Consider the following 16543-nt stretch of genomic DNA (forward strand, 5'->3'; position numbering starts at 1 on the left):
GTAGAAGACCATGGCACGACTAAAAGAGATTTACCGGAAGGAAATCGCTCCGAAACTTAAGGAAGAACTTAAGCTTTCGAACGTGATGGAAGTTCCGCGCGTTACCAAAATCACCCTGAACATGGGTCTGGGCGAAGCGATCGGCGACAAAAAAGTCATCGAGCACGCTGTTGCTGACCTGGAAAAGATCACCGGCCAAAAAGTCGTTGTGACTTACGCTCGTAAATCCATCGCTGGCTTTAAAGTCCGTGAAGGATGGCCGATCGGCGTCAAAGTGACTCTGCGCCGTGAGCGTATGTACGAGTTCCTGGATCGTCTGCTGTCGATCTCCCTGCCTCGGGTTCGCGACTTCCGCGGCCTGAATGCCAAGTCCTTCGATGGTCGTGGCAACTACAGCATGGGCGTGAAAGAGCAGATCATTTTCCCGGAAATCGACTACGACAAGATCGATGCTCTCCGCGGTCTGGACATTACCCTGACCACCACTGCCAAGAACGATGATGAAGGCCGCGCTTTGCTGCGTGCTTTCAAATTCCCGTTCCGCAACTGATTGGAGTAGGAAAATGGCCAAGAAGAGCATGAAAAACCGTGAGCTGAAGCGTCAGCTCACTGTTGCCAAGTACGCCGTCAAGCGTGCAGCGCTGAAAGCTATCATCGTTGATCTGAACGCAAGTCCAGAAGCGCGTTGGGAAGCGACCGTAGCTCTGCAGAAGCAACCACGTGACGCAAGCGCTTCGCGCATGCGTAACCGTTGCCGCCTGACTGGTCGTCCGCACGGCGTTTACCGCAAGTTCGGCCTGGGCCGTAACAAACTGCGTGAAGCGGCAATGCGTGGTGACGTTCCAGGTCTGGTTAAAGCCAGCTGGTAATCGCTGTCAAAGCCTTGATGGTCGGGGTCGCAAGAACCTGACCATCGGTGGCCTTGAATTTGAATCAAGCCCCTTTTGGGGCTTGATTCATTTCTGGGGTGTGTCTAGAATGACCGGCTCGCCTGAGCCCGTGTTTTTCGTGCCCGGAATTTCTCGGCGACAAGTAGTAGCCGCAAGGCTAATTTTTCTGTATTAGGAGCGTCTAGCCCATGAGTATGCAGGACCCGTTAGCGGACATGCTAACTCGAATCCGTAATGCCCAGATGGCTGAAAAGTCTGTCGTAAGCATGCCGTCTTCCACGTTGAAGGTGGCTGTAGCAAAAGTCCTGAAGGACGAAGGTTACATCGCGGATTTTCAGATCACCACCGACGCTAAGCCGTCGTTGTCCATCTCGCTGAAATACTTCGAAGGCCGTCCGGTCATCGAGGAAGTCAAGCGCGTTAGTCGTCCAGGCCTGCGTCAGTACAAGTCCGTTGAAGATCTGCCGAAAGTTCGTGGCGGTCTTGGCGTGTCTATCGTCTCCACCAACAAAGGTGTGATGACGGATCGTGCTGCGCGCGCTGCCGGTGTCGGCGGCGAAGTTCTTTGCACTGTGTTCTAAGGGGGGATAAGCATGTCTCGCGTCGCTAAGAACCCCGTTAAGCTGCCAGCCGGTGTCGAAGTCAAATTCGCAGGCCAACAGCTTTCGGTGAAGGGTGCCAAGGGTACTCTTGAACTGAACATCCATTCGTCCGTTGAGATCGTTGAAGAGGCTGGTGAGCTGCGTTTCGCTGCTCGCAATGGCGATCAACAGACTCGCGCAATGGCCGGTACCACGCGTGCGTTGGTAAACAACATGGTCCAAGGCGTAAGCCAAGGCTTCGAGCGCAAGCTCCAGCTGGTCGGTGTTGGTTACAAGGCGCAAGCAAAAGGTCAGGTGCTGAACCTGGCTCTTGGCTTCTCGCACCCAGTGGATTACGAACTGCCGCAAGGCATCACCGCTGAGACTCCTAGCCAGACCGATATCCTGATCAAGGGCATCGACAAGCAGCTGGTAGGTCAAGTGGCCGCTGAGATCCGCGACTTCCGTCCACCAGAGCCGTACAAAGGCAAAGGTGTGCGCTACGCGGACGAAGTCGTCCGTCGTAAAGAAGCCAAGAAGAAGTAGGGCATAGCAAATGACCGACAAAAAAGTTACTCGACTGCGTCGCGCTCGCAAAGCACGCCTGAAAATGCACGAACTCGAAGTCGTGCGTCTCTGCGTGTTCCGCTCGTCGCAGCACATCTACGCCCAGGTCATCTCGGCCGACGGCAACAAAGTCCTGGCAAGTGCCTCGACTTTGGATAAAGAACTGCGTGATGGCGCCACTGGCAACATCGACGCGGCCACAAAGGTTGGCCAGCTGGTCGCTACGCGTGCTAAGGCCGCTGGCGTCTCGCAAGTGGCTTTCGACCGCTCTGGCTTCAAGTACCATGGCCGCGTTAAAGCGCTGGCTGATGCTGCTCGTGAAGCTGGGCTGGAGTTCTAAGTTATGTCAAATAACGACCAAAAGCGCGACGAAGGCTACATCGAGAAGCTGGTTCAAGTTAACCGCGTAGCCAAAACCGTTAAAGGCGGCCGTATCTTCACTTTCACCGCGTTGACCGTGGTTGGTGATGGTAAAGGGCGTGTTGGCTTCGGCCGTGGCAAGTCGCGTGAAGTGCCTGCTGCGATCCAGAAGGCAATGGAAGCTGCTCGCCGCAACATGATTCAAGTTGACCTGAACGGCACCACCCTGCAGTACGCAATGAAGTCCGCTCACGGCGCTTCGAAGGTGTACATGCAGCCTGCTTCTGAAGGTACCGGTATCATCGCTGGCGGCGCTATGCGTGCTGTCCTCGAAGTTGCTGGCGTTCAGAACGTTCTGGCCAAGTGCTACGGCTCGACTAACCCGGTAAACGTGGTTCACGCCACTTTCAAGGGTCTGAAGGCTATGCAATCTCCTGAGTCCATTGCTGCCAAGCGTGGCCTGACTGTCAAGGAGATCTTCTGATCATGGCTACCGTTAAAGTTACGCTGATCAAAAGCATGACCGGCCGCATCCCTAACCACAAACTGTGCGTTAAGGGTCTGGGTCTGCGTCGCATCGGTCACACTGTAGAAGTCCAGGATACTCCCGAGAATCGCGGGATGATCAACAAGGCTTACTACATGCTGCGTGTCGAGGGTTAATCGATGAAACTCAATGATCTGAGTCCAGCGCCGGGTTCCCGTCGCGAAAAGCATCGTCCGGGCCGTGGTATCGGTAGCGGTTTGGGTAAGACTGGTGGCCGTGGCCACAAAGGTCAAACCTCCCGCTCCGGTGGCACTATTGCTCCAGGCTTTGAAGGCGGTCAACAGCCGCTGCATCGTCGCCTGCCGAAGTTCGGTTTCGTTTCCCTGAAAGCCATGGATCGCGCAGAAGTGCGTCTGTCCGAGCTGGCCAAAGTGGAAGGCGACATCGTCACCGTGCAGTCCCTGAAAGATGCCAACGTGATCAACGTCAACGTACAGCGTGTGAAAATCATGCTGTCCGGTGAAGTGACTCGCGCTGTCACTATCGGCAAGGGAATCGGCGCCACCAAAGGTGCGCGTGCGGCTATCGAAGCAGCTGGCGGCAAGTTCGAGGAATAAATGGCTAAGCAAGGTGCTCTCTCTGCGCTCGGCAAAGGCGGTATGTCTGAACTCTGGGCTCGTCTGCGTTTTCTGTTCCTGGCGATTATCGTCTACCGAATAGGCGCACACATCCCGGTTCCAGGTATCAACCCGGACCGACTCGCAGACCTGTTTCGACAGAATGAGGGGACCATTCTTAGCTTGTTCAACATGTTCTCCGGCGGCGCGCTGGAACGGATGAGCATCTTTGCACTGGGGATCATGCCGTACATTTCGGCATCGATCATCATGCAACTGATGACCGCCGTCAGCCCGCAGCTGGAGCAGTTGAAGAAGGAAGGTGAAGCTGGCCGTCGCAAGATCAGCCAGTACACCCGCTACGGCACCGTCGTCCTCGCTCTCGTTCAGGCTATTGGCATGTCCATTGGCCTGGCGGGGCAGGGCGTTGCGTTCACTGGTGACTTTGGCTTCCATTTCGTCGCGGTATCCACTTTTGTGGCTGGTGCGATGTTCATGATGTGGCTGGGTGAGCAGATTACTGAGCGTGGTGTAGGCAACGGTATCTCGATGTTGATTTTTTCGGGTATCGTCGCCGGTCTTCCGAGAGCAATCGGGCAGTCTTTCGAGTCTGCGCGTCAGGGTGATATCAATATCTTCGCCCTGGTTGCCATCGGTTTGCTGGCAGTAGCGATTATCGGTTTCGTGGTGTTCATTGAGCGTGGTCAGCGTCGTATCGCTGTTCACTACGCCAAGCGTCAGCAGGGCCGCAAGGTTTTTGCTGCGCAGACAAGCCACTTGCCGCTGAAGGTGAACATGGCCGGTGTTATTCCGGCTATTTTCGCGAGCAGCATTCTGCTGTTCCCGGCTTCGTTGGGTGCCTGGTTTGGTCAGTCTGAAGGTATGGGCTGGTTGCAGGACATCTCGCAGTCGATCGCTCCTGGTCAGCCGTTGAATATTCTGCTGTTTAGTGCAGGGATTATTTTCTTCTGCTTCTTCTATACGGCGTTGATGTTCAATCCGAAAGACGTAGCGGAAAACCTGAAGAAGTCCGGTGCCTTTATTCCGGGCATCCGTCCAGGTGAGCAGTCTGCACGCTATATTGATGGCGTTCTGACTCGCTTGACCATGTTCGGTGCTCTTTACATGACGGCCGTGTGCCTGTTGCCCCAGTTTCTGGTGGTTGCAGCAAACGTTCCGTTCTACCTTGGCGGGACCTCGTTGCTGATCGTGGTCGTGGTTGTGATGGACTTCATGTCCCAAGTACAATCGCACCTCGTTTCGCACCAGTACGAATCCCTGATGAAGAAAGCCAACCTGAAGGGTTACGGCAGCGGCATGTTGCGCTGAGTACCCATAAGGTTCGAGGAGTTGGTGATGAAAGTTCGTGCATCGGTGAAAAAGCTGTGCCGTAACTGCAAGATTATTCGCCGCGAAGGTGTTGTTCGAGTAATTTGCAGCGCGGAACCGCGTCACAAACAGCGCCAAGGCTGAGTGTGATTGTGCTTCAAGCCCGGCAGCTAGTGCGCTGCCGGGTTGATTATTTGTTATTACAGCGATATTATCTCGCGCCCTATTTCTTGGCTTCCGGGGCGTAGGTAGCTGTCAATTGGAGTCCCACTGAATGGCCCGTATTGCAGGCGTTAACATTCCAGATAACAAGCATACTGTTATCTCGCTGACCTACATCTATGGTGTCGGTCGCACTACTGCGCAGAAAATCTGTGCAGACACTGGGGTAAACCCAGCAGCAAAGATCAAAGATCTGAGCGACGAGCAAATTGAACAGCTGCGTGGCGAAGTGGCGAAGTTCACCACTGAAGGTGACCTGCGTCGCGAAATCAACATGAAAATCAAGCGCTTGATGGACCTCGGTTGCTATCGCGGTCTGCGTCATCGTCGCGGTCTTCCAGTACGCGGTCAGCGTACCAAGACCAACGCGCGTACCCGTAAAGGTCCGCGTAAGCCGATCCGCAAGTAATCGCCCCAGCGAATCGACAGGAATTTAATCATGGCAAAACCTGCTGCTCGTCCTCGTAAAAAAGTTAAAAAGACAGTGGTTGATGGCATCGCCCACATCCATGCTTCTTTTAACAACACCATCGTGACCATTACCGACCGTCAAGGTAACGCTCTTTCCTGGGCTACCTCCGGTGGTTCGGGTTTCCGCGGTTCCCGCAAGTCCACCCCGTTCGCTGCTCAAGTAGCTGCTGAGCGTGCTGGTCAAGCTGCGCTGGAATACGGCCTGAAAAACCTCGACGTTAACGTCAAGGGTCCAGGTCCAGGTCGTGAATCCGCAGTCCGCGCTTTGAACGGCTGTGGCTACAAGATCGCCAGCATCACCGACGTGACGCCAATCCCGCACAACGGGTGCCGTCCGCCGAAGAAGCGCCGCGTGTAATCCAGGAGATTGTAAAGAATGGCTCGTTACATTGGTCCAAAATGCAAACTCGCTCGTCGCGAAGGCACCGATCTCTTCCTGAAGAGCGGCGTGCGCGCGATCGAATCGAAGTGCAACATTGAAGCAGCACCTGGTATCCACGGCCAACGCCGCGGTCGCCAGTCCGACTACGGCACCCAACTGCGTGAAAAGCAGAAGGTCCGTCGTATCTACGGCGTTCTCGAGCGTCAGTTCAGCGGCTACTACAAAGAAGCTGCTGGCAAGAAAGGTGCAACCGGTGAAAACCTGCTGCAACTGCTCGAATGCCGTCTGGACAACGTTGTATACCGTATGGGCTTTGGTTCGACTCGTGCCGAATCCCGTCAGCTGGTATCGCACAAGTCGATCAGCGTTAACGGTCAGACCGTAAACGTTCCGTCGTATCAGGTTCGTGCTGGTGACGTGGTCGCAGTTCGCGAGAAAGCAAAAAACCAACTTCGCATTGTCCAAGCTCTCGATCTGTGTGCCCAACGTGGCCGCGTAGAATGGGTAGAAGTAGACACTGAGAAGAAGTCGGGCGTTTTCAAGAACGTTCCTGCTCGCAGTGATCTGTCCGCCGACATCAACGAAAGCCTGATTGTCGAGCTCTACTCCAAGTAAGGGCTAGAAAATAGGTGCATCCATGCAGATTTCGGTAAATGAGTTCCTGACACCCCGCCACATTGATGTGCAGGTTGTCAGTCCAACCCGCGCCAAGATCACTCTCGAGCCTCTCGAGCGTGGTTTTGGCCACACCCTGGGCAACGCGCTGCGCCGCATCCTGTTGTCCTCAATGCCCGGCTGCGCAGTAGTCGAGGCCGAGATTGACGGTGTGCTCCACGAGTACAGCGCCATCGAAGGTGTACAGGAAGACGTAATTGAAATCCTGTTGAACCTTAAAGGTCTGGCCATCAAGCTGCACGGTCGTGACGAAGTTACGCTGACCTTGTCGAAGAAGGGTTCGGGGGTGGTTACCGCTGCCGATATTCAGCTGGATCATGATGTCGAGATCGTTAACCCCGATCACGTAATCGCTAACCTGGCGTCTAACGGCGCCCTGAACATGAAGCTCACCGTAGCTCGTGGTCGTGGTTATGAACCAGCCGACTCGCGTCAGAGCGATGAAGACGAAAGCCGCAGCATTGGTCGCTTGCAGCTCGACTCTTCGTTCAGCCCGGTTCGCCGTATCGCATACGTGGTGGAAAACGCCCGTGTCGAGCAGCGTACCAACCTGGACAAGCTGGTTATTGATCTGGAAACCAACGGTACTCTGGATCCTGAAGAGGCTATCCGCCGCGCTGCAACCATCCTGCAACAGCAGTTGGCTGCGTTCGTCGACCTCAAAGGTGACAGTGAGCCAGTGGTTGTCGAGCAGGAAGACGAGATCGATCCGATCCTGCTTCGCCCGGTTGACGATCTGGAACTGACTGTACGTTCGGCTAACTGCCTTAAGGCGGAAAACATCTACTACATCGGCGACCTGATTCAGCGTACCGAAGTAGAGCTGTTGAAGACTCCGAACCTGGGCAAGAAATCCTTGACTGAAATCAAGGACGTTCTGGCCTCCCGCGGTCTGTCCCTCGGCATGCGCCTCGACAACTGGCCGCCTGCAAGTCTTAAGAAGGACGACAAGGCGACTGCCTGATCGTCGTAATCACCGAACGTAGTGTTTGGTAAGGAATGAACCATGCGTCATCGTAAAAGTGGGCGTCACCTGAGCCGCACCAGCTCGCACCGCAAGGCCATGTTCCAGAACATGGCGGTGTCGTTGTTCGAGCACGAGCTGATCAAGACTACTCTGCCAAAAGCCAAAGAACTGCGCCGCGTTGCCGAGCCGCTGATCACTCTGGCCAAGACAGACAGCCTGGCTAACCGCCGTCTGGCTTTCGACCGTACTCGTTCGAAAGCTATCGTTGGTAAGCTCTTCAACGACCTGGGCAAGCGTTACGCTACCCGTGAGGGTGGCTACCTGCGCATCCTCAAGTGCGGTTTCCGCGCTGGCGACAACGCGCCTATGGCGTACGTCGAGTTGGTTGATCGTGCTACTGCTGGCGAAGCTGTATCCGCCGAGTAAGACGTCAGTCTGAAACGAAAAACCGGGCCTAGTGCCCGGTTTTTTGTGCCCGCAAGAAAATGCGCTGTTTGTACAAGCTTCTGACATTGTTCTTTTGTCACTATGTGTTGGGAAACATAATTAGTAATTATCTATCGATGACTACAAGTTAATGAATTTGTAGGTGTTACACCGATGATCAATACTTCCCAGCAAGCCGATTAGCCGGCAGTTTCAAGACTGACAGAGGAAGAAGACCGTATGAGCCAGATCAAAACGCTTACGACCGCCAGTGGCGCACCTGTTGCTGATAACCAGAATTCTCGCTCCGCCGGCCCTCGTGGCCCGCTGCTGCTCGACGATTTTCACCTGATCGAGAAGCTTGCCCATTTCAACCGTGAAAACATTCCGGAGCGTCGTGTGCACGCCAAGGGCTCAGGTGCTTACGGTACATTCACCGTGACCCGCGATATCACTGAATACACCAGCGCCAAACTGTTTGAGTCCGTGGGCAAGCAAACCCCGACGTTCCTGCGCTTCTCCACTGTAGGCGGTGAACGCGGCTCGGCCGACACCGAGCGTGATCCACGTGGTTTCGCCCTGAAGTTCTACACCGAGGAAGGCAACTGGGACATCGTTGGCAACAACACTCCGGTGTTCTTCATCCGTGATCCGCTGAAGTTTCCTGACTTTATCCACACCCAGAAGCGTCTGCCGCAGAGCAACCTGAAAAGCGCGCAAATGATGTGGGACTTCTGGTCGCATTCTCCAGAAGCGCTGCATCAGGTGACCATTCTGTTTTCGGATCGCGGCATTCCCGACGGCTATCGTCATATGCATGGCTTTGGCAGCCACACCTACAGCCTGATCAACGCTCGAGGCGAGCGTCACTGGGTGAAATGGCACTACAAGACCCAGCAAGGGATCAAGAACCTCGCGCCGGCCGAGGCTGCGCGTCTCGCGGGTACCGATCCGGATTACGCTCAGCGTGACCTGTTCGAGGCCATCGAGCGTGGTGACTTCCCGAAATGGCGCGTGTGCATTCAGATCATGACTGAGGCTCAGGCTGCAGCGCACTATGAGAACCCGTTCGACGTGACCAAGACCTGGTCGCAGAAGGAGTTCCCGCTGATCGAAGTCGGCGAACTGGAGCTGAACCGCAACCCGCTGAACTATTTCGCCGAAGTCGAGCAAGCCGCATTCGGTCCAAGCAATATGGTGCCAGGTGTTGGTCTGTCGCCGGATCGCATGCTGCAAGGTCGCGTATTCGCTTACGCCGATGCACACCGCTACCGCGTCGGCACCAACCACCAGCAATTGCCGGTCAATGCGCCGCGCAGCCCGGTCAATACGTACCAGCGCGACGGCTCGATGGCGTTCGGCAGCAACGGTGGTGCAGCGCCTAACTATGAGCCCAACAGCTACGTGGAATCACCGAAGCAGGCGCCGCGTTATGCTGAGCCTTCGTTGGCCTTGAGCGGTCCGGCAGATCGTTACGATCATCGCGAGGACAGCGATTACTACAGCCACGCCGGTGCGTTGTTCCGATTGATGAATGACGAACAGAAAGCGCTTCTGGTCAGCAACATCGCCGGCGCCATGAGCGGTGTTTCACCCGACGTGGTTGACCGTCAGTTGCAGCATTTCTTCAAAGCCGATCCGGCGTATGGAGAAGCAATCGCAAAGCTGCTGGACGTACAGCTTAACGAAGTCTAAACGAGAAGCAGAACCGCCCTCATTGAGGGCGGTTTTTGCGTTATTTAGCCAACTTTTCTCAGAATTTCTTCGCTTTTATTGCGCGAAACGGGTGACCTTCCGGTCAGCTTGGTTCAAACTACAGACTTTCAAGCAGGGAGATGTAGGGCGATGCAAGGCCACCCAGACGTTATCGATTACCTCAACACGTTGCTGACCGGCGAACTGGCCGCGCGTGACCAATATTTTGTTCACTCGCGGATGTATGAGGACTGGGGTTTCACCAAGCTCTACGAACGAATCAACCACGAGATGGAAGAAGAAGCCGGTCACGCCGACGCACTGATGCGCCGGATCCTGATGCTCGAAGGCACGCCGCGCATGCGTCCGGACGATCTCGACGTCGGTACCACCGTGCCGGAGATGCTCGAAGCCGATCTGCGTCTCGAGTACAAAGTTCGCGCCGCTCTGTGCAAAGGCATTGAGTTGTGCGAGCAGCACAAGGATTACGTCAGTCGCGAGATCCTGCGTGTTCAGCTCAACGACACCGAAGAAGATCACACCTACTGGCTGGAAAAGCAGTTGGGCCTGATCAAACTCATCGGTCTCGAGAATTACCTGCAATCGCACACCTGATTGCGCAGACACAAAAAAAGCCCCTGTCACTGTACAAGTGACAGGGGCTTTTTCATGCCCTCAGATCAGGCCCGATCGCGAATCAGCAATGGCTTGAGGTAGTGACCGGTGTGAGATTGCTTCATCTCGGCCACTTCCTCCGGCGTGCCGGTGGCGATGATCTGCCCACCCTTGGAGCCGCCTTCCGGCCCCAGGTCCACCAGCCAGTCGGCGGTCTTGATCACGTCCAGGTTGTGTTCGATCACCACCACCGTGTTGCCGTGGTCGCGCAGGCGATGCAGCACGTCGAGCAATTGCTGGATATCCGCGAAATGCAGGCCGGTGGTCGGCTCGTCGAGGATATACAGGGTCTTGCCGGTATCGCGCTTGGACAGCTCACGAGACAGCTTGACCCGCTGTGCTTCACCACCGGACAGCGTGGTCGCAGACTGCCCGAGCTTGATGTAAGACAGGCCCACATCCATCAACGTCTGCAGCTTGCGCGCCAGCGCAGGCACCGCGTCGAAGAACTCCCGTGCCTCCTCGATAGTCATCTCGAGGGTTTCGTGGATGCTCTTGCCCTTGTATTTGATCTCAAGGGTTTCGCGGTTGTAGCGCTTGCTCTTGCACACATCGCACGGCACGTAGATGTCCGGCAGAAAGTGCATTTCGACCTTGATCAGACCATCGCCCTGACAAGCCTCGCAGCGCCCGCCCTTGACGTTGAACGAGAAACGCCCAGGGCCGTAACCACGGGAGCGTGACTCGGGCACGCCGGCAAACAATTCGCGGATGGGGGTGAACAGCCCGGTGTAGGTCGCCGGGTTGGAGCGCGGCGTGCGGCCGATCGGGCTCTGGTCGATATCGACGACCTTGTCGAGATGCTCCAGGCCCTTGATGCTGTCGTGCGCGGCCGCTTCCAGCGTGGTGGCACCGTTGAGTGCAGTAGCGCTCAACGGGAACAGCGTGTTGTTGATCAGCGTGGATTTGCCGGAGCCGGAAACGCCGGTCACGCAGGTCAGCAGGCCGATCGGGATTTCCAGATCGACATTGCGCAGGTTGTTGCCGCGCGCGCCTTTGAGCGACAGCGTCAGCTTCTTGTTGCGCGGCGTGCGTTTGGCCGGTACTTCGATTTTCACCCGGCCCGATAGGTATTTACCGGTCAGCGAGTCCGGGTGCGCCATGACTTCGGCGGGCGTTCCTTCCGCCACGATCTGCCCGCCATGCACGCCGGCACCCGGGCCGATATCCACCACATAGTCGGCCAGGCGAATCGCGTCTTCATCGTGCTCGACCACAATCACCGTGTTGCCGATATCGCGCAGGTGCTTGAGGGTGCCGAGCAAGCGGTCGTTATCGCGCTGGTGCAGGCCAATGGACGGTTCGTCGAGGATGTACAGCACCCCGACCAGCCCGGCGCCGATCTGGCTGGCCAGACGAATCCGCTGTGCCTCGCCGCCGGACAAAGTGTCAGCGCTGCGGTCGAGAGACAGATAGTCCAGGCCGACGTTGACCAGAAACTGCAGACGTTCGCGGATTTCCTTGAGGATCTTGTCGGCGATCTCGCCACGCCGCCCGGTCATTTTCAGCTCGCCGAAGTACTCGCAGGCATCGCCGATCGGCAGGTTGGTCACCGCCGGTAGGGTTTTCTCGCCGACCCAAACGTGCCGCGCTTCACGACGCAGACGGGTACCTCGGCAATCCGGGCAAGCCTGGGTGCTGAGAAACTTGGCCAGCTCTTCGCGGACGCTGGCCGATTCGGTTTCGCGGTAGCGACGCTCAAGGTTAGGCACGATGCCTTCGAACGGGTGCGAACGTTTGACGATGTCGCCGCGGTCGTTGAGGTACTTGAAGTCGACATTCTGTGAGCCGCTGCCGTGCAGGATGTGCTTCTGCTGTTCGGCGGTCAGTTCGTTGAATGGCTTCTCCAGGCTGAACTTGTAATGCGACGCCAGTGAGCCGAGCATCTGGAAGTAATAGACGTTGCGCCGGTCCCAGCCGCGAATCGCGCCCTCGGCCAGGGTCAGTTCACCATTGGCCAGGCGCTTGATGTCGAAGAACTGCTTCACGCCCAGACCATCGCAGGTCGGGCAGGCGCCGGCGGGGTTGTTGAAGGAGAACAGCTTCGGTTCCAGTTCGCTGATCGCGTGGCCGCAGATCGGGCAGGCAAAACGCGCGGAGAAGATCATCTCTTCACCCGGTTCATCGTCCATCGGCGCTACCAAGGCAATGCCGTCCGCCAGCTTGAGAGCGGTTTCGAACGATTCGGCCAGGCGCTGCTGCAGGTCGGCACGGACCTTGAAACGGTCGACGATGACATCGATCGAGTGCTTCTTCTGTTTGTCCAGTTTCGGCAGCTCGTCGAGCTCGCAGATGCGGCCATTGACCCGCGCCCGAACGAAGCCTTGGGCGCGCAGCTCTTCGAAAACCGACAGGTGCTCGCCCTTGCGTTCGCGAATAACCGGCGCCAGCAACATCAGTTTGCTGCCTTCCGGCTGCGCCAGCACCAGGTCAACCATCTGGCTGACGGTCTGCGCTTCCAGCGGAATGTCATGATCCGGGCAGCGTGGCGTACCGACGCGTGCATACAGCAAACGCAGGTAGTCGTAGATTTCGGTGATGGTGCCGACCGTAGAGCGCGGGTTGTGCGAGGTCGACTTCTGCTCGATGGAGATGGCCGGCGACAGACCTTCAATGGTGTCGACGTCGGGTTTTTCCATCATCGACAGGAACTGTCGGGCGTAGGCCGACAGGGATTCGACATAGCGGCGCTGACCTTCGGCGTACAGCGTGTCGAAGGCCAGGGACGACTTGCCGGATCCGGACAGGCCGGTGATAACGATCAGTTTGTCCCGTGGCAGGGTCAGGTCGATGTTCTTCAGGTTGTGGGTACGGGCCCCACGTATCAGGATCTTGTCCAAAGTGGCCTCGCTCGGCGGGCGTCGAAAACGTAGGAGTATACGGGCAAATACTGGATGGATGCACACTATCAAACGAAGGGTTTTTTGCCTTGCATGAAGAGAGTTTCATCTATACGCGTCATAGCGTCGCGATATACCCCGTCTTTCGATGGGACTGGTAGAATCGCCGCCGGTTCACACGAGGTTTTTCCATGCACGATCCCCACAGCGAACGCATGAGTGGCAGCGAGACCCGCGCAGCGAGCGGTCTGGCCCTGGTGTTCGCCTTCCGTATGCTTGGCATGTTCATGGTGTTGCCGGTCCTGGCGACCTACGGCATGGACCTGGCGGGAGCGACCCCGGCCCTGATCGGGCTGGCGATTGGCGCTTACGGCCTGACCCAGGCGATTTTCCAGATTCCGTTCGGGATCATTTCCGACCGCATCGGCCGGCGTCCGGTTATTTTCCTCGGGCTGGTGGTCTTCGCCCTCGGCAGTGTGCTGGCGGCTCAGGCCGATTCGATCTGGGGCGTGATTGCCGGACGCATCCTGCAGGGGGCCGGGGCGATTTCTGCGGCGGTGATGGCGTTGCTTTCCGACCTGACCCGTGAACAACACCGCACCAAAGCCATGGCCATGATTGGCATGACCATCGGTCTGTCGTTCGCCGTGGCGATGGTGGTCGGGCCGTTGTTGACCCGGGCCTTCGGCCTGTCCGGACTGTTTCTCGCCACTGGCGGCATGGCGCTGGTCGGCATCCTGATCATTATGTTCATGGTGCCGAAATCCACCGGGCCGCTGAGCCATCGTGAATCCGGCGTGGCGCGTCAGGCCTTGATGCCGACACTCAAGCATCCGGATCTGTTGCGCCTGGACCTCGGCATCTTTGTGTTACATGCCATGTTGATGTCCAGCTTCGTTGCCTTGCCGCTGGCACTGGTGGAAAAAGCCGGGTTGCCCAAGGAGCAGCACTGGTGGGTCTATCTCACCGCGCTGCTGATCTCTTTCTTCGCCATGATTCCGTTCATCATCTACGGCGAGAAGAAACGCAAAATGAAACGAATTTTGCTTGGCGCCGTCCTGACGCTGATGTTCACTGAGCTATTCTTCTGGCAGTTCGGTGACAGCTTGCGGGCGCTGGTGATCGGCACGGTGGTATTCTTCACCGCGTTCAATCTGCTGGAGGCTTCGCTGCCGTCGCTGATCAGCAAGGTTTCACCGGCAGGCGGGAAGGGCACGGCGATGGGCGTGTATTCCACCAGTCAGTTCCTCGGTTCGGCACTCGGCGGGATACTCGGCGGCTGGCTGTTTCAGCATGGCGGTCTGTCGGTTGTGTTCCTTGGATGTGCCGGTCTGGCTGCCATCTGGCTGGCCTTTGCTGTTACCATGCGCGAACCTCCCTATGTGACGAGCCTGCGCTTGCCGTTATCACCCGAGGCGATCCGCGAAGCGGGTCTGGTCGAGCGCCTCAAGGCCCTCGTAGGGGTAACAGATGCAGTGATAGTTGCTGATGAAGCAGCTGTTTACATCAAACTGGACAAAGAATTAGTGGATCGCGACACCCTCGAACGCCTGGTGAACAACCCGGCCGAGGCTGCTTGCGAAGCCTAGGAGAACGTTATGGCCCGTGGGGTTAACAAAGTCATATTGGTCGGCACTTGCGGCCAGGATCCCGAAGTTCGCTACCTGCCTAACGGTAACGCCGTGACCAACCTGAGTCTGGCAACCAGCGAACAGTGGACCGACAAGCAAACCGGTCAGAAGGTCGAGAAGACCGAGTGGCACCGTGTTTCGATGTTCGGCAAGGTTGCGGAAATCGCCGGCGAATACCTGCGTAAAGGTTCGCAGGTGTACATCGAAGGCAAGCTGCAGACCCGCGAGTGGGAAAAAGACGGTATCAAGCGCTACACCACAGAAATCGTGGTCGACATGCAAGGCACCATGCAACTGCTCGGCGGCCGTCCACAACAGGGCGACCAACAAGGCGGTGGCAACAACTATCAGCAGCAGGCGCCACGTCAACAGGCTCCGCGTCCGCAGCAATCGGCTCCGCAACAGCGTCCAGCCCCGGCTCCACAGCAGGCCGCACCGCAACCGGCTCCGGATTTCGACAGCTTCGATGACGACATTCCGTTCTAATTGGATGCTGCATCCACGCTGAATAAAAAAGGCCCGTCGTTCAAAACGACGGGCCTTTTTTGTGGGAGCGGATGCGTGTGCCTCAGTCGAGGATCAGGTGCGGCAGAAACCGGCTCGAATCCTTTGTAATCAGACTATTGTCCTCCCGCACGCCGATCCCCGCCGCCTGATCACCAATCACCCAAGAGCCGATCAGCGTGTAGCTGTCGTCGAACTTCGGCAATGGCGCAAATTCCTGCAGGATGAATGGCGCATCGGTGTAGGGCCCGTCTTCTTTGACGATCAGACCTTCTGCCGTGTGCAGTTCGATATTCGCGCCTTCGCGGGAGAAGTACGGTTTGCGCACCCAGCCCTTGGGCACCGCACTGGCCGGATTCGGATCAAGGTGTGCCGCCAGCAGGTTCGGGTGGCCCTTGTGCAGTTCCCATAGCAGTGGGAGTGCGCCTTTGTTCGACAGGATCGCTTTCCATGCCGGTTCGAAAAACTGTGTATCGCACTCGGCAATCGCCGCGCCGAACGGCTCGTGGAAGATGAACTCCCAGGCGTGCAGTTTGAACAGGTGCGGGATCCAGCGATCCTCAAGGTCAACGAAGCGACCCTCGGCGGTCAGGCCGATGTCTTCGATGTCGATGTGCCGGGATTCGATGCCGACCTTTTCCGCGATCAGGCGCAGGTAGTCAGTCGTGCCTTTGTCCTCGACCGAGTCTTTCATCGAGGAAAAGTAGAACGGACGCTTGAGCTGCAACTCGGCAAACGCCTGATGCAGCCTGGTATCGATGCTGTTGAACTGGTCGGCGTGGCGCGGCAACATTCCGCGCTCGATGCATTGCTCCAGCCAACCCCACTGAAACGCCGCGGCCTCATAGAGGCTGGTCGGCGTGTCGTAGTTGAGCTCCAGCAGTTTGGCAGGGCCATTGCCGCTGTAGGAAAAGTCCATGCGTCCGTACAGATGCGGATGACCTTCCAGCCAGGAAGTACGAATCATGTCGTAGTACGACGCCGGGATGCTCAGGCGATCCAGCAGCTCTTCGCTGTGCACCACGCGGTCGACCAGATCCATGCACATCTCGTGCAGTTCGGTGGTCGGGTCCTCCAGATCGTTTTCGATCTGCGCGAGCGTGAACTGGTAGTAGGCGCTTTCGTCCCAGTACGGCTCGTCGTCGATGGTGTGGAACAGAAAGCCGAGGCTTTCGGCTGTCTGTTTCCAGTCTGGGCGCTCGGCGCAGTGGATCTTCTTCATGG

The 16543-nt window shown here is 57.1% G+C and carries 21 protein-coding genes; 19 read left to right on the forward strand and 2 right to left on the reverse strand.

Features of this window, described 5'->3' with window-relative positions:
- The first annotated feature begins 10 nt into the window (after positions 1 to 10).
- The 17 genes from rplE (at position 11) to bfr (ending at position 10284) form a co-directional block, all read left to right on the forward strand.
- On the forward strand, positions 11 to 550 hold the full coding sequence (rplE, locus tag KVQ82_RS04045) for a 50S ribosomal protein L5 (RefSeq protein ID WP_003210069.1): 540 nt from the start codon (positions 11 to 13) through the stop codon (positions 548 to 550).
- A 13-nt stretch (positions 551 to 563) separates the two neighbouring features.
- Positions 564 to 869, forward strand: coding sequence for a 30S ribosomal protein S14 (gene rpsN / locus KVQ82_RS04050; protein WP_007955639.1), 306 nt, complete (start codon positions 564 to 566; stop codon positions 867 to 869).
- Between the two features lie 209 nt (positions 870 to 1078).
- The gene (rpsH, locus tag KVQ82_RS04055) at positions 1079 to 1471 is read left to right on the forward strand and encodes a 30S ribosomal protein S8 (RefSeq protein WP_007966178.1); all 393 of its coding nucleotides are present in this window, start codon (positions 1079 to 1081) and stop codon (positions 1469 to 1471) included.
- A gap of 12 nt (positions 1472 to 1483) precedes the next feature.
- On the forward strand, positions 1484 to 2017 hold the full coding sequence (gene rplF / locus KVQ82_RS04060; protein WP_007966176.1) for a 50S ribosomal protein L6: 534 nt from the start codon (positions 1484 to 1486) through the stop codon (positions 2015 to 2017).
- Between the two features lie 10 nt (positions 2018 to 2027).
- Positions 2028 to 2378: a 50S ribosomal protein L18 gene (gene rplR, locus KVQ82_RS04065; RefSeq protein WP_003186037.1), complete on the forward strand. Its 351-nt coding sequence runs from the start codon at positions 2028 to 2030 to the stop codon at positions 2376 to 2378.
- A 3-nt stretch (positions 2379 to 2381) separates the two neighbouring features.
- Positions 2382 to 2882 carry a 30S ribosomal protein S5 gene (gene rpsE, locus KVQ82_RS04070; protein WP_003176409.1) on the forward strand — a complete coding sequence of 167 codons (501 nt, stop codon included), beginning with the start codon at positions 2382 to 2384 and terminating at the stop codon, positions 2880 to 2882.
- Between the two features lie 2 nt (positions 2883 to 2884).
- Positions 2885 to 3061 carry a 50S ribosomal protein L30 gene (gene rpmD, locus KVQ82_RS04075; RefSeq protein ID WP_003176408.1) on the forward strand — a complete coding sequence of 59 codons (177 nt, stop codon included), beginning with the start codon at positions 2885 to 2887 and terminating at the stop codon, positions 3059 to 3061.
- A gap of 3 nt (positions 3062 to 3064) precedes the next feature.
- Positions 3065 to 3502 (forward strand): 50S ribosomal protein L15, encoded by a 438-nt coding sequence (gene rplO / locus KVQ82_RS04080; protein WP_003228720.1) that lies wholly within the window; start codon positions 3065 to 3067, stop codon positions 3500 to 3502.
- Positions 3503 to 4831 (forward strand): preprotein translocase subunit SecY, encoded by a 1329-nt coding sequence (gene secY / locus KVQ82_RS04085; RefSeq protein ID WP_003228718.1) that lies wholly within the window; start codon positions 3503 to 3505, stop codon positions 4829 to 4831. It begins immediately after the preceding gene.
- Positions 4832 to 4858: 27 nt separating this feature from the next.
- Entirely contained in the window at positions 4859 to 4975 is a 117-nt protein-coding gene (rpmJ, locus tag KVQ82_RS04090) for a 50S ribosomal protein L36 (protein ID WP_002555468.1), read from the forward strand.
- 130 nt (positions 4976 to 5105) lie between these two features.
- Positions 5106 to 5462, forward strand: coding sequence for a 30S ribosomal protein S13 (rpsM, locus tag KVQ82_RS04095; protein ID WP_008374135.1), 357 nt, complete (start codon positions 5106 to 5108; stop codon positions 5460 to 5462).
- A gap of 30 nt (positions 5463 to 5492) precedes the next feature.
- Positions 5493 to 5882 carry a 30S ribosomal protein S11 gene (rpsK, locus tag KVQ82_RS04100; protein ID WP_002555466.1) on the forward strand — a complete coding sequence of 130 codons (390 nt, stop codon included), beginning with the start codon at positions 5493 to 5495 and terminating at the stop codon, positions 5880 to 5882.
- Positions 5883 to 5900: 18 nt separating this feature from the next.
- A complete protein-coding gene (gene rpsD / locus KVQ82_RS04105; RefSeq protein ID WP_003176404.1) occupies positions 5901 to 6521 on the forward strand; it encodes a 30S ribosomal protein S4 in 621 nt (206 codons plus the stop codon).
- Positions 6522 to 6543: 22 nt separating this feature from the next.
- The gene (gene rpoA, locus KVQ82_RS04110) at positions 6544 to 7545 is read left to right on the forward strand and encodes a DNA-directed RNA polymerase subunit alpha (protein ID WP_003186012.1); all 1002 of its coding nucleotides are present in this window, start codon (positions 6544 to 6546) and stop codon (positions 7543 to 7545) included.
- Positions 7546 to 7587: 42 nt separating this feature from the next.
- Positions 7588 to 7974, forward strand: a complete 387-nt coding sequence (rplQ, locus tag KVQ82_RS04115) for a 50S ribosomal protein L17 (RefSeq protein ID WP_003176402.1) — start codon at positions 7588 to 7590, stop codon at positions 7972 to 7974.
- Positions 7975 to 8214: 240 nt separating this feature from the next.
- The gene (locus KVQ82_RS04120) at positions 8215 to 9669 is read left to right on the forward strand and encodes a catalase (RefSeq protein WP_222018089.1); all 1455 of its coding nucleotides are present in this window, start codon (positions 8215 to 8217) and stop codon (positions 9667 to 9669) included.
- Positions 9670 to 9819: 150 nt separating this feature from the next.
- Positions 9820 to 10284: a bacterioferritin gene (gene bfr, locus KVQ82_RS04125; protein WP_003228714.1), complete on the forward strand. Its 465-nt coding sequence runs from the start codon at positions 9820 to 9822 to the stop codon at positions 10282 to 10284.
- Between the two features lie 65 nt (positions 10285 to 10349).
- Here bfr and uvrA read toward each other — a convergent pair whose 3' ends face one another.
- Positions 10350 to 13184, reverse strand: coding sequence for an excinuclease ABC subunit UvrA (gene uvrA, locus KVQ82_RS04130; RefSeq protein WP_222018091.1), 2835 nt, complete (start codon positions 13182 to 13184; stop codon positions 10350 to 10352).
- A gap of 191 nt (positions 13185 to 13375) precedes the next feature.
- Here uvrA and KVQ82_RS04135 point away from each other — a divergent pair, with 191 nt between their 5' ends.
- Entirely contained in the window at positions 13376 to 14773 is a 1398-nt protein-coding gene (locus KVQ82_RS04135) for an MFS transporter (protein ID WP_222018093.1), read from the forward strand.
- A 9-nt stretch (positions 14774 to 14782) separates the two neighbouring features.
- Positions 14783 to 15301 carry a single-stranded DNA-binding protein gene (locus KVQ82_RS04140; protein WP_007966163.1) on the forward strand — a complete coding sequence of 173 codons (519 nt, stop codon included), beginning with the start codon at positions 14783 to 14785 and terminating at the stop codon, positions 15299 to 15301.
- A gap of 82 nt (positions 15302 to 15383) precedes the next feature.
- Here KVQ82_RS04140 and KVQ82_RS04145 read toward each other — a convergent pair whose 3' ends face one another.
- Complete coding sequence (locus KVQ82_RS04145) at positions 15384 to 16541, reverse strand: glutathionylspermidine synthase family protein (protein WP_222018095.1); 1158 nt, start codon at positions 16539 to 16541, stop codon at positions 15384 to 15386.
- Between the last annotated feature and the right edge of the window lie 2 nt (positions 16542 to 16543).

It is taken from the genome of Pseudomonas sp. AO-1, from assembly GCF_019775695.1.
GTDB classification, from domain to species: Bacteria; Pseudomonadota; Gammaproteobacteria; order Pseudomonadales; family Pseudomonadaceae; genus Aquipseudomonas; species Aquipseudomonas parakoreensis.